General features: G+C 69.4%; 18 protein-coding genes. 10 read left to right on the top strand and 8 right to left on the bottom strand.

Annotated elements, in window-relative coordinates:
* Positions 1-3 precede the first annotated feature (3 nt).
* The 4 genes from CFB46_RS03400 to CFB46_RS03385 all read left to right on the top strand — a co-directional run bounded on the left by CFB46_RS03400 (position 4) and on the right by CFB46_RS03385 (position 4155).
* Entirely contained in the window at positions 4-921 is a 918-nt protein-coding gene (locus tag CFB46_RS03400) for an ABC transporter permease subunit (protein ID WP_089499267.1), read from the top strand.
* An 84-nt stretch (positions 922-1005) separates the two neighbouring features.
* Positions 1006-2004 carry an ABC transporter ATP-binding protein gene (locus tag CFB46_RS03395; protein WP_027785690.1) on the top strand — a complete coding sequence of 333 codons (999 nt, stop codon included), beginning with the start codon at positions 1006-1008 and terminating at the stop codon, positions 2002-2004.
* Positions 2001-3017 (top strand): peptide ABC transporter ATP-binding protein, encoded by a 1017-nt coding sequence (locus tag CFB46_RS03390; RefSeq protein ID WP_089499266.1) that lies wholly within the window; start codon positions 2001-2003, stop codon positions 3015-3017. The genes CFB46_RS03395 and CFB46_RS03390 overlap by 4 nt, the downstream gene beginning before the upstream one ends.
* Positions 3010-4155 carry a TraB/GumN family protein gene (locus tag CFB46_RS03385; RefSeq protein WP_089499265.1) on the top strand — a complete coding sequence of 382 codons (1146 nt, stop codon included), beginning with the start codon at positions 3010-3012 and terminating at the stop codon, positions 4153-4155. Before CFB46_RS03390 ends, CFB46_RS03385 begins: the two co-directional genes overlap by 8 nt.
* Before the next feature lie 558 nt (positions 4156-4713).
* Here the strand turns inward: CFB46_RS03385 and pxpA are convergent.
* The 3 genes from pxpA to pxpB are packed head-to-tail and all read right to left on the bottom strand — an operon-like array spanning position 4714 to position 7254.
* Positions 4714-5478: a 5-oxoprolinase subunit PxpA gene (pxpA, locus tag CFB46_RS03380; RefSeq protein ID WP_027785687.1), complete on the bottom strand. Its 765-nt coding sequence runs from the start codon at positions 5476-5478 to the stop codon at positions 4714-4716.
* 55 nt (positions 5479-5533) lie between these two features.
* Positions 5534-6601: a biotin-dependent carboxyltransferase family protein gene (locus CFB46_RS03375; protein ID WP_027785686.1), complete on the bottom strand. Its 1068-nt coding sequence runs from the start codon at positions 6599-6601 to the stop codon at positions 5534-5536.
* Positions 6598-7254 carry a 5-oxoprolinase subunit PxpB gene (gene pxpB, locus CFB46_RS03370; protein WP_089499264.1) on the bottom strand — a complete coding sequence of 219 codons (657 nt, stop codon included), beginning with the start codon at positions 7252-7254 and terminating at the stop codon, positions 6598-6600. The genes CFB46_RS03375 and pxpB overlap by 4 nt, the downstream gene beginning before the upstream one ends.
* Positions 7255-7403: 149 nt before the next feature.
* On the opposite strand from pxpB, the gene CFB46_RS03365 reads away from it, so the two are divergent.
* Entirely contained in the window at positions 7404-7916 is a 513-nt protein-coding gene (locus CFB46_RS03365) for a winged helix DNA-binding protein (protein ID WP_011546427.1), read from the top strand.
* 74 nt (positions 7917-7990) lie between these two features.
* Here CFB46_RS03365 and CFB46_RS03360 read toward each other — a convergent pair whose 3' ends face one another.
* The gene (locus CFB46_RS03360) at positions 7991-8599 is read right to left on the bottom strand and encodes a 5-formyltetrahydrofolate cyclo-ligase (RefSeq protein WP_051421410.1); all 609 of its coding nucleotides are present in this window, start codon (positions 8597-8599) and stop codon (positions 7991-7993) included.
* 8 nt (positions 8600-8607) lie between these two features.
* Here CFB46_RS03360 and CFB46_RS03355 point away from each other — a divergent pair, with 8 nt between their 5' ends.
* The 4 genes from CFB46_RS03355 (at position 8608) to CFB46_RS03340 (ending at position 13709) form a co-directional block, all read left to right on the top strand.
* Positions 8608-10560, top strand: a complete 1953-nt coding sequence (locus CFB46_RS03355; RefSeq protein WP_027785683.1) for a lytic transglycosylase domain-containing protein — start codon at positions 8608-8610, stop codon at positions 10558-10560.
* Positions 10561-10797: 237 nt separating this feature from the next.
* Entirely contained in the window at positions 10798-11757 is a 960-nt protein-coding gene (locus tag CFB46_RS03350; RefSeq protein WP_027785682.1) for a complex I NDUFA9 subunit family protein, read from the top strand.
* A gap of 66 nt (positions 11758-11823) precedes the next feature.
* The gene (locus tag CFB46_RS03345; protein ID WP_089499263.1) at positions 11824-12471 is read left to right on the top strand and encodes a glutathione S-transferase family protein; all 648 of its coding nucleotides are present in this window, start codon (positions 11824-11826) and stop codon (positions 12469-12471) included.
* Positions 12468-13709 carry a multifunctional CCA addition/repair protein gene (locus CFB46_RS03340; protein WP_089499262.1) on the top strand — a complete coding sequence of 414 codons (1242 nt, stop codon included), beginning with the start codon at positions 12468-12470 and terminating at the stop codon, positions 13707-13709. Before CFB46_RS03345 ends, CFB46_RS03340 begins: the two co-directional genes overlap by 4 nt.
* A gap of 39 nt (positions 13710-13748) precedes the next feature.
* Here the strand turns inward: CFB46_RS03340 and CFB46_RS03335 are convergent, their stop codons facing one another.
* Positions 13749-14528, bottom strand: coding sequence for a helix-turn-helix domain-containing protein (locus CFB46_RS03335; RefSeq protein WP_089499261.1), 780 nt, complete (start codon positions 14526-14528; stop codon positions 13749-13751).
* A 359-nt stretch (positions 14529-14887) separates the two neighbouring features.
* Here CFB46_RS03335 and CFB46_RS03330 point away from each other — a divergent pair, with 359 nt between their 5' ends.
* A complete protein-coding gene (locus CFB46_RS03330) occupies positions 14888-16738 on the top strand; it encodes a M24 family metallopeptidase (protein WP_089499260.1) in 1851 nt (616 codons plus the stop codon).
* A gap of 57 nt (positions 16739-16795) precedes the next feature.
* Here CFB46_RS03330 and CFB46_RS03325 read toward each other — a convergent pair whose 3' ends face one another.
* From CFB46_RS03325 to flgA, 3 genes are all read right to left on the bottom strand, one after another.
* Entirely contained in the window at positions 16796-17236 is a 441-nt protein-coding gene (locus CFB46_RS03325; RefSeq protein ID WP_027785677.1) for a flagella synthesis protein FlgN, read from the bottom strand.
* A 77-nt stretch (positions 17237-17313) separates the two neighbouring features.
* Complete coding sequence (gene flgM, locus CFB46_RS03320) at positions 17314-17643, bottom strand: flagellar biosynthesis anti-sigma factor FlgM (protein WP_027785676.1); 330 nt, start codon at positions 17641-17643, stop codon at positions 17314-17316.
* A 117-nt stretch (positions 17644-17760) separates the two neighbouring features.
* On the bottom strand, positions 17761-18981 hold the full coding sequence (gene flgA, locus CFB46_RS03315; protein WP_027785675.1) for a flagellar basal body P-ring formation chaperone FlgA: 1221 nt from the start codon (positions 18979-18981) through the stop codon (positions 17761-17763).
* Positions 18982-19057 lie beyond the last annotated feature (76 nt).

The raw sequence follows: 19057 nt of genomic DNA, 5'->3' as shown, positions 1-19057 counted from the left end.
CCCATGAGCAATCTGCAAAATACCCTGCCGAGCGAATCCGCGCCGGCCGGCGGCCGTGCGCTCGCGCTGCGCGAGTTCTGGGCCAACTTCTCGCGCAACCGCGGCGCCGTCGGCGCGGGCATCGTCGTGCTCGTGCTGATCGTCGTCGCGCTGCTCGCGCCGCTGATCGCGCCGCACAGCCCGGTCGAGCAATACCGCGACTACGTGAAGATTCCGCCCGCGTGGCTCGCCGGCGGCAACTGGCAGTTCGTCCTCGGCACCGACGAAGCGGGCCGCGACATTCTTTCGCGGCTGATGTTCGGCGCGCGGATGTCGTTCTGGATCGGCTTCGTGTCGGTCGTGCTCGCGCTGATTCCCGGCATCGTGCTCGGGCTCGTCGCCGCGTTCTTCCAGAAGTGGGCCGACACGCCGGTGATGCGCATCATGGACGTGCTGCTCGCGCTGCCGTCGCTGCTGCTCGCGGTCGCGGTCGTCGCGATCATCGGCCCCGGCCTCACCAACACGATGTTCGCGATCGCGATCGTCGCGCTGCCGGCCTACGTGCGCCTCACGCGCGCGTCGGCGCTCGGCGAGCTGCAGAAGGAATACGTGACCGCGTCGCGCGTGGCCGGCGCCGGCACGCTGCGCCTGATGTTCTCGCAGGTGCTGCCGAATTGCACGGCGCCGCTGATCGTGCAGGCGACGCTCGGCTTCTCGTCGGCGATCCTCGACGCGGCCGCGCTCGGCTTCCTCGGCCTCGGCGTGCAACCGCCGACCGCCGAGTGGGGCGCGATGCTCGCGTCCGCGCGCGACTACATCGACAACGCATGGTGGATCGTGACGATGCCCGGCCTGTCGATCCTGATTTCGGTGCTCGCGATCAACCTGCTCGGCGACGGGCTGCGCGACGCGCTCGACCCCAAACTGAAGCGGATGGCGTGATATGAAACGACCCCCACACTCTCTTCGTTCGTTGCCCCCCAAGGGGGCGGTCATCCTCCTTGGGGCGGCCCGGCGGAGGATGACATGAGCCAAGATCTACTGACTATCCGCAATCTCGCGGTGAACTTCAACGGCCTGCCCGCGGTCGACCGGATCCACCTGTCGGTCGCGCCGGGCGAGGTCGTGGGCGTCGTCGGCGAATCGGGCTCGGGCAAGAGCGTGACGATGATGGCGCTGATGGGCCTGATCGACGCGCCCGGCAAGGTGACGGCCGACGAGGTGACGTTCAACGGCGTCGATTTGCTGAAGGCGTCGCCGAAAGCGCGCCGCAAGATCGTCGGCAAGGACATCGCGATGGTGTTCCAGGACGCGCTGACGAGCCTGAACCCGAGCTACACGGTCGGCTACCAGATCAAGGAGGTGCTGAAGCTGCACGAAGGCCTGCGCGGCGACGCGCTGCACCGGCGCGCGCTCGAACTGCTCGACCAGGTCGGCATTCCCGATGCGAAGAACCGCATCGCGTCGTTCCCGCACCAGATGTCGGGCGGGATGAACCAGCGCGTGATGATCGCGATGGCGGTGGCGTGCAACCCGAAGCTCCTGATCGCCGACGAGCCGACCACCGCGCTCGACGTGACGATCCAGGCGCAGATCATGGATCTGCTCGTGAAGCTGCAGAAGGAACGCGGGATGGCGCTCGTGCTGATCTCGCACGATCTCGCCGTGGTGTCCGAGGTCGCGCATCGCGTCGCGGTGATGTACGCGGGCGAGATCATCGAGACCAATCGCGTGCCCGACATCTTCCGCGCGCCGCATCATCCGTACACCGAAGCGCTGCTCGCGGCGATTCCCGAGCACAATCAGGGGGCGCGTCGCCTTGCCGCATTGCCCGGCATGGTGCCGGGCCGCGATGATCGCCCGTCCGGGTGCCTGTTCGCGCCGCGCTGCAAGTACGTCGTCGACGATTGCCGCAAGGCGCGGCCGGCGCTCGACACGCTGGTGTCGGGCAACGATGCGATGCGTGCGCGCTGCATCAAGCCGCTCAATGTTTCCAACCTCGACCTGACGCGAGGCGCACGATGAATGCTGTCAATGAAACGCCTCGCGCATCGCACGACGAGGAAGCTGTGCTGGTGGCCGATGGCCTCGCGAAACACTATTCGGTGAAGCGCGGGATGTTCGGCCAGGGCACGGTCAAGGCGCTGAACGGCGTGTCGTTCTCGCTGAAGCGCGGCAAGACGCTCGCCGTCGTCGGCGAATCGGGCTGCGGGAAATCGACGCTCGCGCGCCAGCTCACGATGATCGAGACGCCCACGGCGGGCAGCCTGACGATCGACGGCAAGAACGTGGCCGGCGCGAGCCGCGAGACGGTCGCCGACCTGCGCCGCCGCGTGCAGATGGTGTTCCAGAACCCGTTCGCGTCGCTGAACCCGCGCAAGACCGTCGAGCAGACGCTCTCCGAGCCGCTCGAGATCAACGCGAACCTGACGGCCGCCGAGCGCGCCGCGCGCATCGCGCAGATCATGCGCACGGTCGGCCTGCGGCCCGAGCACGCGAAGCGCTATCCGCACATGTTCTCGGGCGGCCAGCGCCAGCGGGTCGCGATCGCGCGCGCGATGATCCTCGATCCGCGCATCGTCGTCGCCGACGAGCCGGTGTCCGCGCTCGACGTGTCGATCCAGGCGCAGATCCTGAACCTGTTCATGGATCTGCAGGAGCAGTTCAAGACGAGCTACGTGTTCATCTCGCACAACCTGTCGGTGGTCGAGCACGTCGCGGACGACGTGATGGTGATGTACTTCGGCAGCGTCGCCGAGCTCGGCGACAAGGCGACGATCTACGCGCGGCCGCGCCATCCGTACACGCGGGCGCTGATGTCGGCGACGCCGGCGATCTTCGAGGAAGATCGCCGCGTGCAGATCAAGCTGCAGGGCGAGCTGCCGTCGCCGCTCAATCCGCCGTCGGGCTGCGCGTTCCACCAGCGCTGCCCATACGCGGTCGAGCGGTGCCGCGTCGAGGAGCCGCAATTGCGCGAAGTGGACGGCCGGCGCGTGGCCTGCCATCGCGCCGAGGAGGTCGGGGAGGCGAATGCCTGAAGCGTTGGCGGCGCGCGTGTCCGGTGTGCGCCGTGCGGGAGCAGGCGGCGCGCGCGCGATGCGCGCGTACCGCTACGCGCGGCGCTGGAGCGTGCGTACCGTCACGGGCGCGGCGCTGGCCGGCGCGTGCGTGGCGGCCAGCGTCGTGGTGCCCGTCGAACCGGCGCGCGCCGAAGGGCGTGCGCCGGCGACTTCGCCGATTCATCCGGCGCAGGTTCCGCCGCCGGGCATGAGCCTGCCGGGCTTCCATGCGCCGGCCGTGTCGGACGGCACGGTGTCGAGCGGCGCCGTGCGCGTGCAGCCGGCGCGCATGCCGTTCTACGTCGCGACCAAGGGCAAGGTCACGCTCTACGTGCTCGGCACGCTGCATACGGGCGACCCGTCCGATTATCCGAGCATGCAGCCGTTCCGGCCGCGCATCCTCGCGGCGCTCGCCGCGTCGCCGACGCTCGCGCTCGAGCTGTCGCCCGACGATCTGCTCGAATCGCAGGACGACGTGTCGAAGTACGGCGTGTGTCGCTATCCGTGCCTGCAGCGCCTGCTGCCCGAGCCGCTGTGGCAGCGGCTCGCGGCGCGCCTGCGCGGCAACCCGGCCGCGCTCGCCGAGATCCGCAAGATGCGGCCGTGGCTCGCGGCGCTCGTCGTCGAGACCTACGATTCGCTGTCGGCGGGCCTGCAGACCGAATACGGCACCGAGGCGCAACTGCAGAACGTGTTCCTGAAGAAGAAGGGCGGCCGCGTGATCGGGCTCGAGACGCTCGCCGAACAGATGCGCGCGTTCACCGGGCTGACGCTCGCCGAGCAGCGCGAGATGCTCGCGCAGGACATGGTGCAGACGCCCGCGCAGAACGCCGACGACATCAAGGCGCTGCACCGACTGTGGCGAATTGGCGACGCCGATGCGATCTCCGCATGGGCCGTCGCGAAGAGTGAGCGGCTCGCGCGTTCGAAGGCGTTGTCGGCGTCGCTCGACAACAAGATCGTGTACGAGCGCAACCGGCGCTTCGTTGCACGGATGACGGCAATCGCCGCGCCGAACCGGCCGCTGTTCGTCGCGATCGGCGCGCTGCATCTGGGCGGCCCGCGCGGCGTGCTCGAATTGTTGCGCCAGCAAGGATACCGGGTCGACGCGAACTGATCGCGCGCGGCTCCATGCACCGATCTTCCCCTGTTTGATCGACGCCGTGCGCACGCGGCGAGGCGCCTGCATGGCGGCGGCAATCGATAAGGAAAACCCTTGAATCGTCGGAAAATAGCGTTTAAAACGATTGACATCCCGTTCGGCCAATATCTATTCTTCACCCCACAAGTTGAAAAAATGAAAAGAATAGATAAGTTCTACGGGGTAGCAGAAATAAAGCGCGGGGTGAGCGTCGCCGGCACGTGAAGCGCGTGCCGGCCGCGGAGAGTCTGCATGCACGGCGGGGCCAATCATCGTCGAACAACACATGCATGCAGGCCGACTTGCACATAAGCGACGTTCCGTCGTCTGACCGGGGAAGGCAGTGATCGGGCGGCGGCGGACGTTTTTTAATCCGGAATATTTTTCCGGTCACCGTCGAAAGACGGTTTCGGGGGGTGAATCGACAGACGGCGAAGCCGCAGCGATTGCGCCAACGGAAAAGCGCCACGAGGGCGCTTTTTTCTTTGGTGCGACGAAAACGTGCAACGCGCGGGCGACGCACCGAATGCTTCGTTACGCGCCTTCGTCCGCCTGCAATGCCCCCGGCGCCACCACATCGACACCCGCGGCCTCGAGCGCCGCGCGGATCCGCTTCGCGAACGCCAGCGCGTGCGGCCCGTCGCCATGCAGGCAGACGGTCTGCGCATTGAGCGGCACCCATTCGCCGCTCAGCGCGCGCACCTGCCGGTTGCGCACCATGTCGAGCGTGCGCGCGAGCACCGCATCTTCATCGTCGATCAACGCGCCGGGCAGGCTGCGCGGCACCAGCGAGCCGTCCGCGCGGTAGCCGCGATCGGCGAACACTTCCTCCACCGCCGAGAGCCCCGCATGCCGCGCGGCCGCGACGAACACGCTGTTCGCGAGCCCGAACACCGCGAGTGACGGATCGAAGTCGTGGATCGCGGACACCACCGCGTCGGCGATCATCGGATCGCGCGCGGCCTGGTTGTACAGCGCGCCGTGCGGTTTCACGTGCGCGATGCGGCCGCCCTCGGCCTGCGCGATCGCCGACAGCGCGCCGAGCTGGTACAGCACGCCCGCATAGATGTCGCCGGCCGGCAACTGCATTTCCTTGCGGCCGAAATTCTCCGGATCGTGAAAGCTCGGATGCGCGCCGATCGACACGCCTTTCTGCACGGCCCAGCGCACGCAGTCGCGCATCGCATTCGCGCCGCCTGCATGCCATCCGCATGCGATGTTCGCCGACGTGACGAGGTCGAGCAGCGCCTCGTCCGATCCGCATCCTTCGCCGAGATCGGCATTCAGATCGATTTCCATGATGTTCCTCGTCCACTGATTGCGTGGCGCGTCCTCCGTGCTGCTTCCATCATTGTCACGCCGCGCGCGATTGGGCACGGCGGCGCGCTTCCTCGCGCATCTCGATCGCGACGTCGATCTGCCGCAGGTACGCCCGTTCCGCGACGAGGGCGGCGCGCGCGGCGTCGAGGGTCGTGCGTACGAAGCGGATCGGCAGGTTGAGCCGCGCCTGCGCGAGCTTCCACAGGTCGGCGCGGATCACCGTGCCGATCTTCGGGTAGCCGCCGGTGGTCTGCGCGTCGTGCATCAGCACGATCGGCTGGCCATTCGGCGGCACCTGGATCGTGCCGGGCAACACCGCGTGCGACAACAGCTCGACCGGCCGCTCGCGCACGAGCTCGGCGCCGGCGAGCCGATAGCCCATCCGGTTGCTGTTCGCGGTGACGAGCCATTCCTCGTCCCACAACGCCTGCTGCGAATCGGCCGCGAACGACGCGTAGTCGGGGCCCGGCAGCACGCGCACGGGCATCGCCCACGGCGCATGCGCGGGGCGGTGACGGCGCGGCGGTTCGTCGACGCGCACGAACGCGCACCAGGCCGGCGCCTTCACGCCGAATTCGGGCGCATCGGCCGCGAGGCAGCTCGCGCCGGCCGGCGGCACGCCGACCGGGAGGCGGTCGCCGTCGCGCAGCGTGCGGCCGCCGAGGCCGCCGAAGCGCGACGCGAGATCGGTGCTGCGCGAGCCGAGCATCGGCAGCACGTCGATGCCGCCCGCGATGCACAGGTAGCCGCGCATCCCGCGTTTCGCGGCCGGCAGCACGAGCGTCTGCCCGGCGTCGACCGGCAGGCTCCACCACGAATGCACGCGCCGGCCGTCGAGCGTCGCGCCGAACTCGGTACCGGTGATCGCGATGCGCGTGGCGCGCGTGAAGCGGAACGTGGCGGGGCCGATCGTGATTTCGACGGCCGCCGCGTCGGGGCGGTTGCCGACGAGCCGGTTGCCGACTTCGAGCGCGAGGCCGTCGAGCGCGCCGCCCTGCGCGACGCCGAGATGGCGCGTGCCGCGGCGCCCGAGATCCTGCACGGTCGACAGCGGGCCGGCCCGCACGACCTCGATGGTGCCCGGTGCGTTGCTCTGGGTCATCGTGCGTCGACTCCCGCAATGGTGAAGCGTACGCGGTCGCCGGGCAGCAGCAGCGTCGGCTGCGGCCGCGCCGGGTCGAACAGCAGCTGCGACGTGCGACCGATCAGTTGCCAGCCGCCGGGCGACGTGGCCGGGTAGATGCCCGTCTGCGCGCCGCCGATGCCGACCGAGCCGGCCGGCACCTCGAGGCGCGGCGCCGCGCGGCGCGGCGTGTGCAGTGACGCGTCGAGGCCGCCGAGATACGCGAAGCCCGGCTGAAATCCGACGAAGAACACGACGTAGGCGCCGGCCGCGTGGCGCGCGACGACCTCGTCGGCCGACAGCCCCGTGTGGGCGGCGACGGCCGCCAGGTCGGGGCCGGCGGCACCGCCGTACTCGACCGGGATCTCGACCTCGCGGCCGTCCGCGTGCTCGACGTCGGCCGTCTCCCACGCGTCGCGCAGCGCGGGCGTGAGCGAGTCGGCCGTCGCGGCGAGCGAGTCGAACACGATGGTCAGGTTGTTCATGCCGGGGACGACGTCGATCACGTCGGGCCACGCGCGCGCGGCCTCGGCCACGGCCCAGACGCGGCGCTGACAATCGAGCGTGGCGGGCGGCGGCGCCTCGCAGACGAGGGCGGCATCGCCGAGCGGATAAATGCGGGGTTGCGTCATCGGACTGGCACGGTTCGGACGGCAATGTTAGCGCACATTGTCGATAAAATATCGACAACTTCTCAATAAGCGTTTTCGCCTAGCTCGTATGTCGGGGCTTCTGGCGTACACTCGGGCACATCCTGTCATCCGGCTTGCGCCGCCTTTCCATGAAGCGTCCTGCGACCAAGATCGTGTCATCCGAACACCTCGTTTCCGATTCGAGCGCGGAGCTGTCGGAGCTCGAATACGGGCTCATCATGGCCGGCAACGCGTTCAACCGCTGGATGGTGCGCTGCATGTCGGCGGCGGGCGCGAAGGACATGACGGCGGTCGAGGTCTCGCTGCTGCATCACGTCAGCCATCGCGAACGCAAGAAGAAGCTCGCCGACATCTGCTTCGTGCTCAATATCGAGGATACGCACGTCGCGACCTATGCGCTGAAAAAACTGATCGCCCGTGGCTATGTGAAGAGCGAGAAGAGCGGCAAGGAAGTGTTCTTCTTCGCGACCGACGCGGGCCGCGACCTGTGCCTGAAGTACCGCGAGGTGCGCGAGCACTGCCTGATCGAGACGCTGAAGGACAGCGGCCTCACCAACGAGCAGATCGGCGACGCGGCGCAGTTGCTGCGCCACGCATCGGGCCTCTACGACACGGCCGCGCGCGCGGCGGCATCGCTGTAAACGACGGCGGAAACGGTCGGGCGCGGCGACGCGCTCGCGGGCCGGCGGCGCCGATCGCGGCGCCGCGCGCGGCATCATCCGGCGGCCGGGTAAAGCGCACCGTCGGTGACGATCCAGCGCAGTGCGAGGTCGTGCGCTTCGGCCGGCAGCGCATCGACGCGGCACGCTTCGTATGCGATGCCGACCGTCACGGGCAGCGCGTCGCCCGGCCACGCGGCGAGCGTGCGGTCGTAGTAGCCGCCGCCGTAGCCGAGCCGGTAGCGCTGCGGATCGAATCCCACGCAGGGAATCAGCAAAAGATCGGGCACGACGACGATTCCCGACGCCGGTTCGGGAATCCGGTGATGACCTTCGCGCATCGGCGTGTGCGCGTCCCACGCATGGAACGCGAGCGGCGTGTGACGCTCGCCGATCACCGGCAACGCGGCGCACCGGCCGGCACCCGCCGCGCACCACGCGAGCACCGCGTCGCGCGCATCGAATTCGCCGGGCAGCGGCCAGTAGAACCCGACCGTGCGCGGCGCCAGGCGCTCGAGCAGCGTGCGCAGCCGCGCGTCGAGCGCGGCGTTCGCGGCGGGCTGCGACGCGGCGTCGCGACGGGCGCCGGACAGCATTTTGCGCAGCGCAACCTTCGGGTTCGGCACAGGGTTGCGTGCTATGCTTTCGCTCACTTCGTGCTCCATTCAAAACGATGTCGAACAGCCTTTTCCGAGTATATCGCGCGGTCGCGCTCGCACTTTCCGCCGCCGCGCTCGTCGCGGGCACGGCCGCGTGCGCCGCACCGAACGACGACACGCTCCCCGGGGATGACCAGATCTTCGTGCAGCTTCGCGAAGCCGCACGCCGCAACGACGCCGCGAAGGCCGCGCAGCTCGCGTCGATGATCCCGAACTATCCGGTTCCGTCCTACGTCGAGTATTTCCAGATCAAGCCGCAGTTGTTCGATTCGACGGGCCGCGCGCGCGTCGATGCGCCGGACGCGCCCGTGCAGTCGTTCCTGCAGCGCTACGATGGCCAGGCGATCGCCGATCGCCTGCGCAACGACTACCTGCTCGTACTCGGCGCGCGCCACGACTGGCGCAATTTCGACGACCAGTACAAGCGCTTCGTGCTCGACGACGACACGCAGGTCAAGTGCTATGCGCTCGAATCGCGCGCGGCGCGCAACGAGAACGTCGCCGAGGCGGCGCGCGCGCTGCTGGTCGAGCCGAAGAACTACGGCGATGCGTGCGTCGACCTGATCACCGCGCTCGCCGTCAACCAGCAGTTCACGAGCGACGACGTGTGGCAGCAGGCGCGCCTCGCGTACGAGCAGAACTACACGACGCTCGGCGGCAAGATCGTCGATGCGCTCGGCCCGCGCCCGGCCGGTTTCGACCAGGCGACGAGCGCGCCGCCGCTGTACCTCGCGCGCGGCGTCGGCCCCGATGCCGCGTCGCATCAGCTCGCGCTGATCGCGCTCAGCCGGATGGCGCGCAACGATCCGGACGCCGCCGCCGGGATGCTGACGACGGTCGCGCCTTCGCTCACCAAGCAGGAACAGGCGATCGCGTGGGGCGCGATCGGCTACCAGGGTGCGATCAAGCGCTCGCCGATGGCATCGGTCTGGTACGCGAAATCGGCGAACGCGCCGCTGTCGAACGCGGGCTATGAGTGGCGCACGCGCGCCGCGCTGCTCGCCGGCAACTGGCCGATGGTGCGCTGGTCGATCGATCAGATGCCGCCGTCGCTGCGTAACGATCCGGCGTGGATCTACTGGCATGCGCGCGCGCTCAAGCAGAGCGGCGACACGCTGCAGGCGAACCAGGAATTCGAGCAGGTCGCCGGCCAGTTCAACTTCTACGGGCAGTTGGCCGGCGAGGAGCTCGGCCAGCGCACGACGATCCCGCCGCGCACGAAGGTGAGCGACGCCGAGATCGATGCGATGGGCAAGATCCCGGGCTTCGCGCTCGCGCAGCGTTTTTACGCGCTGAATCTGCGCCTCGAAGGCAATCGCGAATGGAACTGGCCGCTGCGCGGGATGACCGATCGCCAGCTGCTCGCGGCCGCCGAATACGGCAAGCGCGTCGAGCTGCTCGACCGCACGGTCAACACGGCCGACCGCACGAAGGCCGAGCACGACTTCACGCTGCGCTACCCGTCGCCGTACCGCACCACCGTCGAGCGCTATGCGCAGTCGACGGGCCTCGACATCGAGTGGGCGTACGGGCTGATCCGCCAGGAATCGCGCTTCATCATCAGCGCGCGTTCGTCGGTCGGCGCGGGCGGCCTGATGCAACTGATGCCGGCGACGGCGCAGATGGTCGCGAAGAAGCTCGGCATGGGGTCGATCTCGCGTGCGCAGATGCACGACATCGACACCAACATCCAGCTCGGTACCTGGTATCTGGCGGACATCTACAACAACTTCGACAGCTCGCCGGTGCTCGCCACCGCCGGTTACAACGCGGGCCCGGGCCGGCCGCGCCAGTGGCGCCAGGTGTTGACGCAGCCGGTCGAAGGCGCGATCTTCGCGGAGACGATTCCGTTCAACGAGACGCGCGACTACGTGAAGAACGTGCTGTCGAACACCGTCTACTACGCGGCGCTCTTCGAGGGCAAACCGCAGTCGTTGAAGAAACGTCTAGGCATGATCTCGCCCTGATATACGAACTGCCGCGCGAGACGCGGCAGTGTTTAAGGGGCTGTTCACGCTAATAACGGGCCAGCCCCATTCATGATTTTTCCAAGTCAGGGGAACGAGCCTGGCCGGCCGCATCGCGGCGTCGCGCGTCGCTTGTTTGGCTCGGCCAAACGGCGCTCCTTGCTTCTTGCACTGCAACCGGCCAGGCTCGTTCGCAAGCCCGTTATTAGCGTGAACAGCCCCTCGGAGGCTCCGAACATGGATCGCCAGACCGTCGCGCTGCTGGGCGGCACCGGCTTCATCGGCACCCGGCTCGTCAATGCGCTGATCGACGCGGGCAAGCAGGTGCGGATCGGCACGCGCCGGCGCGACCACGCGCGCCACCTGCAGATGCTGCCGGTCGACATCGTCGAACTCGACGCGCTCGATACGCGCACGCTCGCGCGCTTCGTCGCCGGCGCGCAGGCGGCGATCAACCTGATCGGCGTGCTGCACGGCGGCCGCGGCACGCCGTACGGGCCGGGCTTCGCGCGCGCGCACGTCGCGCTGCCGGCCGCGCTGGCCGCCGCGTGCGTGGAGGCCGGCGTGCGGCGCGTACTGCACATGAGCGCGCTCGGCGCCGATTCGCACGGCGCGAGCATGTACCAGCGCTCGAAGGGTGACGGCGAAGCCGCGCTGCATGCGGTCGCGGCCACCGATTCGCTCGCGCTGACGATCTTCCGTCCGTCGGTCGTGTTCGGCCCGGGCGATGCATTCCTCAACACGTTCGCGAACCTGCAGCGCACGGTGCCCGTGCTCCCGCTCGCGATGCCCGATGCGCGCTTCCAGCCGGTGTTCGTCGGCGATGTCGTGCGCGCGTTCGTCAACACGCTCGATCTCGCGGCCGCGCACGGCAAGACCTACGAAATCGGCGGCCCGACCGTCTACACGCTCGAGCAACTGGTGCGCTATTGCGGCACGCTGGTCGGCCGGCAGGCACGCATCGTGCGGCTGCCCGACGCGCTTGCGCGGCTGCAGGCGAGCGTGTTCGAATGCCTGCCCGGCGAGCCGATGCTCACGCGCGACAATCTCGCGACGATGTCGGTGCCCAACGTGCTGTCGGGGCCGCTCGCGCCGGAACTCGGGATCTCGCCCGCGAGTCTCGAAAGCATTGCGCCCGCGTATCTCGGCGAAGCGACCGGGCGCTCGCGGTTCGACTGGTTCCGCTCGCGTCGCTAGCGCCCGCGTGGGGCGCCGCGGGTCGGCCCTTTTCTTTTCCTTTTTCGCGTTTTCCGGAACCCCGTCATGAAACTCGTCATTGGAGACAAGAACTACTCGTCGTGGTCGATGCGCCCGTGGGTGCTGCTCACGCATTTCGGCATCCCGTTCGACGAGATCGCGATCGAATTGCGCCGCGGCGACACGGCCGCGCGCATCCTCGCGTATTCGCCGTCCGGCAAGGTGCCATGCCTGGTCGACGATCACGGCTTGGCGATCTGGGATTCGCTCGCGATCGCCGAGACGCTCGCCGAGCGCTATCCGCACTTGCCGATGTGGCCGGCCGACCCGCTCGCGCGTGCGCATGCGCGCTGCGTATCCGCCGAGATGCATTCGGGCTTCGCGGCGCTGCGCACGCAGATGGGTATGAACATCCGTCAGTCGATGCCGGGGCGCGGCGCGACGCCCGATGCGCTCGCCGATGTCGCGCGCATCGACGCGCTGTGGAGCGAATGCATCGAGGCATCGGGCGGGCCGTTCCTGTTCGGCGAATTCGGGATCGCCGATGCGATGTATGCACCCGTCGTGATGCGCTTCAACACGTATGCGCCGGCGCTGTCGCCGGAGGCGGCCGGCTATGCGGCGCGCGTGACGGCGCTGCCGGCGGTGCAGCGGTGGATCGATGCCGCGCGCCATGAAACCAACGTGATTGCCGAATACGAACCGCAGCCATGAACATCTACGCAGTAGGCGGAGCGATCCGCGACGAATTGCTCGGCGTGCCGGTGCAGGACCGCGATTACGTGGTGGTCGGCGCGACGCCCGAGCAGATGACCGCGCAGGGCTTCCGGCCGGTCGGCAAGGATTTCCCGGTGTTCCTGCATCCGCAGACGCAGGAGGAATACGCGCTGGCGCGTACCGAGCGCAAGACGGCGGCCGGCTATCACGGCTTCCAGTTCCATTACGCGCCGGACGTGACGCTCGACGAGGATCTCGCGCGGCGCGACCTGACGATCAACGCGATGGCGCGCGAGGTGAGCCCGGAGGGCGCGCTGGTCGGTCCGGTGATCGATCCGTTCGACGGGCAGGCCGACCTGCGCGCGCGCATGTTCCGGCACGTGAGCGACGCGTTCGTCGAGGATCCGGTGCGGATCCTGCGCATCGCGCGCTTCGCCGCGCGGTTCGCGGATTTCACGGTCGCCGACGAAACGCTCGCGCTGATGCGGCGGATGGTCGACGCGGGCGAGGTCGATGCGCTCGTGCCCGAACGCGTATGGCAGGAAATCGCGCGCGGGCTGATGGAGGCGAAGCCGTCGCGGATGTTCGCGGTGCTGCGCGAATGCGGCGCGCTCGCGCGCATCCTGCCCGAGGTGAATGCGTTGTGGGGCGTGCCGCAGCGCGCCGATTACCACCCGGAAGTCGATACCGGCGTGCACGTGATGATGGTCGTCGACTACGCGGCGAAGCAGGGCTATTCGCTGGCGGTGCGCTTCGCGGCGCTCACGCACGATCTCGGCAAGGGGACGACGCCCGCGGACGTGCTGCCGCGCCACGTCGGCCACGAAAGCCGCAGCGTCGAGCTGCTCAAGCCGCTGTGCGAGCGGCTGCGCGTGCCGAACGAATGCCGCGATCTCGCGCTGGTGGTCGCGCGCGAGCATGGCAACCTGCATCGCGTGATGGAGATGGGCGCGGCCGCGCTGGTGCGGCTCTTCGAGCGCAGCGACGCGCTGCGCAAGCCGGCGCGCTTCGCCGAATTGCTGCAGGCGTGCGAATCGGATGCGCGCGGCCGGCTCGGGCTCGATGCGCAGCCGTATCCGCAGGCCGAGCGGCTGCGCGTCGCGCTCGTGGCGGCGCGCAGCGTCGATGCCGGCGCGATCGCGCGCGGCATCGGCACCGACACGGAGAAGATCAAGGACGCCGTGCATCGCGCGCGGATCCAGGCCGTCGCGCAGGCGCTCGCGATCGGCGAGTAGGCGCGGAACGGCGCGCACGGCGTGCGCGCCCGCCAGCCGTCACGGTTTCTTCGTGCGCTTCGACGTGGCGGCCGCCGGGCGTTTGCCGGCGGCGGCGCGCGGCTTCGCCGATCCCTTCCTTTCGGCCGCGCCAACCGTGGACGGCCGCGCCGCGGCGGCGTCGCGGTCGTCCCGTTCGGGCGTCGGCGCGCGGCGGCTCGCGCGCGGCTCGCCGGGCTTCGACTGCCCGATTGCCGTCGTCGTCGACACGAATTCCGCACAACTATCGTCGAACAGCGGCAGCGTGCTGACCGCGATCAGCTCGGCCGGCCCGTCGCCGACGTTGGCCACGCGATGCCGCTTGCGCGCGTCGAAGTGCAGCGAGTCGCCGGGCGTCAGCGGGTAATCCTTCTTGCCGACCGTGTAGCAGATGCGGCCAGTCAGCACGTACACGAATTCGTCGCCGCCGTGCGCGACCCATTCCGACCGGTAGCCTTCCATCATCTGCACCTTGAGCGCGTTGATCTGGCTGCCGTCGAACGTGGTGGACAGCCGCTCGTACCACTGCGACGCGGCGTCGAGCGCGTACGGCTTGCGGCTGCCCTCGTGCGAATCGGGCTGCGCCTGGCGCGGCTGGTCGATCAGCGCGCCGAGCGGCACGCCCAGCGCCTTCGCGACGTTGACGAGCGACGACAGCGAGATGCCCGTCAGATGGCGTTCGACCTGCGACAGGAATCCGACCGACAGCTTCGCCTCGGTCGCGACTTCCAGCAGCGTCTTCTTCGCTTCCCGGCGCAGGCGGCGGATGCGCTGGCCGATACGCATGAGGTCTGAATCCATGAATCTCTTTCGTGGCAACGAGCCGGGGCGCGGGCGCAGCGGCGGTGCGGTCGCCGGGGCGGCGAGGCCGGCGCATTGTACCGCGCGGTGTCGCCGCGCGAATTGGCGCTGTGCCGGGATCCGCGGGCAGCACGCCGATTTTAGTCCTACGGAAATTTTGGCTTGACCTCAATTTCCCCGTGCTCTAGATTCTGTCGCGCATCAAACAAAGTTAAGTGAGACGAAAATTCCCCCCGAGGGCTGCCGCCGGAACGGCGTCGCGCCATGCGCGACCGGCGCCGCGGCGACCTGTCGTGTCAGGCAGGCACGACGCCGCGACACGCCGCCGGCCGCCGCCGACAATGAATAACGGGCATCCGATGATCGATCGACTGAAATACAGCTTCTCCGGCCTTCCCCCGTACGACGCGTCCGTCGCCGACACGCAGGCGGCCCTGTCGCGCCTGCTCGATGCCGCGCGACTCGACGCGGTGCTGATCACGTCGCAGGACGAATACGTGACCGAGTACCTGCCGCGCGGCAACAACCCGCGCTATGCGGTGTCCGGCTTCGACGGCTCGGCCGGCTGCGGGATCTTCCTGAGCGCGGCGACCGCCCAGGCGCTCGGCGTGCCGCCGTTCGTGCTGTTCGTCGACGGCCGCTATCACTTCCAGGCCGACGAGCAGTGCGATCCGGCGCAGGTGCGCATCGAGAAGCTCGGGATGAACGTGACGATCTGGCAGGCGATGGCCGAGTGGCTGGTCGCGCACGCGAGCCGGCTCGCGCGGGTCGGCTACGACGCGCGGCGGATCAGCGTTGCCCAGCGCGACCGGCTGTTCGAGCAGACGCAGGCCGCGTCGCTCGACTGGTCGAGCCTCGCCGATCGCGAGATCGACCGCGCGATCGCGCTGCCGGGCTGGAACGTCGAGCGGCCGATCTTCGAGATCCCGGCCGCGATGACCGGCCTGAGCGTCGCGCAAAACCTCGACGCGCTGAACCGCCGGCTCGCCGCGCATACCGGCGCGGCCGACGGCAGGACGGCGTTCTTCACCTGCGCATCGGACGATCTCGCATATCTGCTGAACAGCCGCGGCTATCACATCCCGAACGCGTCGTCGCACCTCGGTTTCCTGTTCGCGATCGGCGGCCAGGTGGCGCTGTTTTTGCCGGAAGGGTGCGACCGCTGCGAGGTCATGCTCGATTCGTATCCGGCGCTGCACGTGATCCGCCGCGACGTCGCGGCGCTCGAGCGCTTCCTCGCGCCGTTCGCGGTCGAGCACGTGTGCTACGGCTTCGAATCGGTGAACTGCGCGCTCGTCGACACGGTGAAGCGCGTGTGGCCGCACGCGCGGCATGCCGATTTCAACCCGGTCGAGGCGATGCGGGCGAGCAAGACGCCGGCGGTGCTCGAGTGCTTTCGCGACGCGTTCGCGCGCAGCTCCGCGGCCATCGCCGAGACGATGCGCTGGGCGAAGACGGGCGAGCCGGGCGTGCGCCACACCGAGTACGACCTCGCACGCACGATCAACGACGCGTACGGCGCACGCTCGGCGCTCGCGCTGTCGTTTCCGTCGATCGCGGCGAACGGCGCGAACAGCGCCTTCGCGCATTACACGGCGGCGAGCGCCGACGTCGAGCTGACCGAAGGCGAACTCGTGCTGCTCGACAGCGGCGCGTACTACGAAGCCGGCTTCGCGACGGACTGCACGCGCGTCGTGCTGCGCCGCACGCGGGAGGACACGGTCGCGCAGCCGTGGCAGCGCGAGATTTACACGGTCGCGCTGAAGGCCTGCATCAAGGGGCTCGTCACGCGCTTTCCGGCCACCGCGAAAGGCGGCGACGTCGATGCGCTGGTGCGGCAGGTGTGTCGCGATCACGGCTACGATTTCGGCCACGGCACGGGGCACGGCGTCGGGATTCACGTGCACGAGGGCGGCGTGCGGTTCGCGCCGGGCGCGCGGTACGGGCTGGTGCCGAATGCGGTGATTTCGGTCGAGCCGGGCATCTACCTGCCGGGCAAGGGCGGCGTGCGGATCGAGAACATCGTGATCGTGCGGCCGGACGACGCGCAGCCCGACACCGTGACGTTCGAGAACATCGTGACGGTGGGCTACGACTGGGATCTGATCGATCTCGACCTGCTGGACGACGCCGAGCGCGCGTATCTGCGCGACTACGAGCGGCTGTGCGTGGAACGCGGCACGCAGGTCACCGCGTGTCCGCTGTTGTAACGACGGGGAAGGCAGGGGCGCGGCCGCCGGGCGGCCGCGCGGCGCGACGTCAGCAGGTCAGCGCGTCAGCGCCGAGACGCGTCCGTCCGGGCCGTAGACGCCGGCCGGCGCGGGCGCCGAGCGCAGCACCGCGAGCGCGCGCTCGTTGTAGTCCATCCGGATGCGGATCAGCATCCCGTTGTTCGCGTTGGCCTGGCGCGCGCGTTCGGCGGCCTGTTGCAGCAGTTGCCAGCGGCCCGCGAGGCGCGCATCGCGCTCGGCGGCCTGGTCCATGCCTTTCTTGCCGGCCGGAAAGCCGAGCGCGCAAAGCTGCGTGTCGCGCGTGCGTTCGAGCTGCGCGAGCCGGTCGATCAGTTCGCTCTTCTTCTCGACGATCCCGGGCAGCATCTCGAGCGGCTCGGCCGTCGTCAGCGCCTTTTCCTCGTAGACGAGCAGGGACGCGAACGCTTCGACCGTCGCGTGTTCGTCGTTGACCGTGGCCAGCAGCTCTTCTCTCATCGCGTCATGCTCGTCACGCCGGTGCGCACAGTGCTGTGCGCGCCGGCAAACCGGGTGACCCGGCCACGAGGCCGGGATTAGCTGCCCTGCGGGCGCTGCTGCTGCAGCAGTTCGCGGGCGGTGTTCAATACGCCGTCGGCAATCTTGTTCGCGTCGATTGTCAGCGTGCCGTTGTTCAGCGCGTCCTTGATCGACTGGACCAGGCCCGTGTCGATATCGGCGTCGCCCGACGCGGATACCGAACGCAGCTGGCCCGACAGACCCGACAGGTTCACGGTCGTGTCGCCGCCGGTCGATCCTGCGTCGGCTGCCTGCCCGGACGACTGGGCCGTGCCGGACTGCGCACGGGCCGCGCCGGTGCCGGTCGGCGCGAGGGGGCTCGGTTTCGGAGTGGAATCGATCTTCACGATGGGTTTCCTGTACGGTTTGACCCAGATAACGGCCGGGTCGGCCCGAACTTTAGCATCGCGAGCCCGAATGGCTCCGAATAAACAATTCTTTACATTCTTGCGGCGGATCCGTCCCTACAGCGGAATTTCGACGGTGCCGGCGTCCTTGACGATCGCCGTGACGATCTGCCCGGCCGCCATCCGCACCCGCACCGACTGGCCCGGCGCCGCATTCGCGAGCACGCTGCCCTCGGCCGAGATCGTGAAGCCGGGGCCGGCCGCGACGACCCGCACCGTCTGGCCGGCCGACACCGACGCCGCGCTCTTCAGCATGTCCTGCCGCAGCGGCAGCCCGGCCGAGATGCGCGCGAGCGCGGTCGCGCCGATCGCCTGCGCCGGATCGGTGATCACCGCGAGCGGCAGCACCGTCAGATCGCCGTCGCGCGCGACCAGGTCGGCCGCGGAGAGCGGCTCGCCGGGCGCGATCTGGCGCGCGGCGACGTAATAGGTGGCCTGCACGGCGACCTTCGCCTGCAGGTAGACCGTCCATGGCCGTTCGCCCGCGCAGCGCACGCCGACCGTCGTGCGGCCCCAGAGCCGCGCGCCGGTCGGCAAGAACGGTTCGAGCGTCGTGCACGTGGCGAGCCCGCGCGGAAAGGCGGTCGTGACGGTCGCGGTGGTCTTGCCGGGCAGGCCGGCGATCTGCTGCTGCAGGAACGCGAGCGCCGCGCGCCGGATCGTTTCGGGGTCTTGCTGGCCGGGCGGCGTCGCGGGCTGGGCGGCGGCGGCGGCCGGGGCCGGGTTGGCCGAAGCCGCCGAAGCCGCAGCAGCAGCCGTGCGCGGCGCCGCCGCGACCGACGCGGTGCGGGCCGCCGCCAGCCGGGCGGCCATTGCCTGCTGCGGCGTCGGCCGCGCGGACATCGATGCAGGTTCGGCCGTGCCGGCGACGACCGTCGCGATGGCGGCGGGGTCCGCCGCGCGCGGCGACGCGCCGTAACCGGCGTTCGCGCGGGCGGCTGCGTGGATCGGGGCCGGCGCGGGGACCGGTGCGGTGGCCGGCGGCGGGACGCTCGTCACGACCATCGGGCCGGGTGGTTGCGCCGCGTAGCCGGCGCCGGCCGCCCACTGCGCGCCCGAAGCCGAAGCGACACCCGCATTCCCGCCGAACTGCCCGCCGCTCGCCGCATTGGCGTGGGCGAGCGCGGTTTCGGCCGTCTCGCCGCGCCCGGGAATCACGATCATCCCGTCGTCGGCGTGCACGGTAGGCGCGGCGATCCACAGCGCCGCGGCGAGCGCGAACGCACGCCGGACGTGCATGAGCCGCCCGCTCCTGTCGCGAAGTGCGCCGCCAGTCATCGCCGTGTCCTCGATCCGTTGATCCGCTTCGCATTCTAGGGAGCGGGGGCGTCGCGCAAACGATGAATAGAGGGGG

Origin of the sequence: Burkholderia sp. HI2761 (assembly GCF_002223355.1) — a bacterium.
In the GTDB taxonomy this organism is placed as follows: domain Bacteria; phylum Pseudomonadota; class Gammaproteobacteria; order Burkholderiales; family Burkholderiaceae; genus Burkholderia.
This window is presented reverse-complemented; position numbering and strand designations above follow the sequence as displayed.

Coding starts and splice junctions, on each gene's coding strand:
- CFB46_RS03400 (WP_089499267.1), top strand. CDS start 4: ATGAGCAATCTGCAAAATACCCTGCCGAGCGAATCCGCGCCGGCCGGC.
- CFB46_RS03395 (WP_027785690.1), top strand. CDS start 1,006: ATGAGCCAAGATCTACTGACTATCCGCAATCTCGCGGTGAACTTCAAC.
- CFB46_RS03390 (WP_089499266.1), top strand. CDS start 2,001: ATGAATGCTGTCAATGAAACGCCTCGCGCATCGCACGACGAGGAAGCT.
- CFB46_RS03385 (WP_089499265.1), top strand. CDS start 3,010: ATGCCTGAAGCGTTGGCGGCGCGCGTGTCCGGTGTGCGCCGTGCGGGA.
- pxpA (WP_027785687.1), bottom strand. CDS start 5,478: ATGGAAATCGATCTGAATGCCGATCTCGGCGAAGGATGCGGATCGGAC.
- CFB46_RS03375 (WP_027785686.1), bottom strand. CDS start 6,601: ATGACCCAGAGCAACGCACCGGGCACCATCGAGGTCGTGCGGGCCGGC.
- pxpB (WP_089499264.1), bottom strand. CDS start 7,254: ATGACGCAACCCCGCATTTATCCGCTCGGCGATGCCGCCCTCGTCTGC.
- CFB46_RS03365 (WP_011546427.1), top strand. CDS start 7,404: ATGAAGCGTCCTGCGACCAAGATCGTGTCATCCGAACACCTCGTTTCC.
- CFB46_RS03360 (WP_051421410.1), bottom strand. CDS start 8,599: ATGGAGCACGAAGTGAGCGAAAGCATAGCACGCAACCCTGTGCCGAAC.
- CFB46_RS03355 (WP_027785683.1), top strand. CDS start 8,608: ATGTCGAACAGCCTTTTCCGAGTATATCGCGCGGTCGCGCTCGCACTT.
- CFB46_RS03350 (WP_027785682.1), top strand. CDS start 10,798: ATGGATCGCCAGACCGTCGCGCTGCTGGGCGGCACCGGCTTCATCGGC.
- CFB46_RS03345 (WP_089499263.1), top strand. CDS start 11,824: ATGAAACTCGTCATTGGAGACAAGAACTACTCGTCGTGGTCGATGCGC.
- CFB46_RS03340 (WP_089499262.1), top strand. CDS start 12,468: ATGAACATCTACGCAGTAGGCGGAGCGATCCGCGACGAATTGCTCGGC.
- CFB46_RS03335 (WP_089499261.1), bottom strand. CDS start 14,528: ATGGATTCAGACCTCATGCGTATCGGCCAGCGCATCCGCCGCCTGCGC.
- CFB46_RS03330 (WP_089499260.1), top strand. CDS start 14,888: ATGATCGATCGACTGAAATACAGCTTCTCCGGCCTTCCCCCGTACGAC.
- CFB46_RS03325 (WP_027785677.1), bottom strand. CDS start 17,236: ATGAGAGAAGAGCTGCTGGCCACGGTCAACGACGAACACGCGACGGTC.
- flgA (WP_027785675.1), bottom strand. CDS start 18,981: ATGACTGGCGGCGCACTTCGCGACAGGAGCGGGCGGCTCATGCACGTC.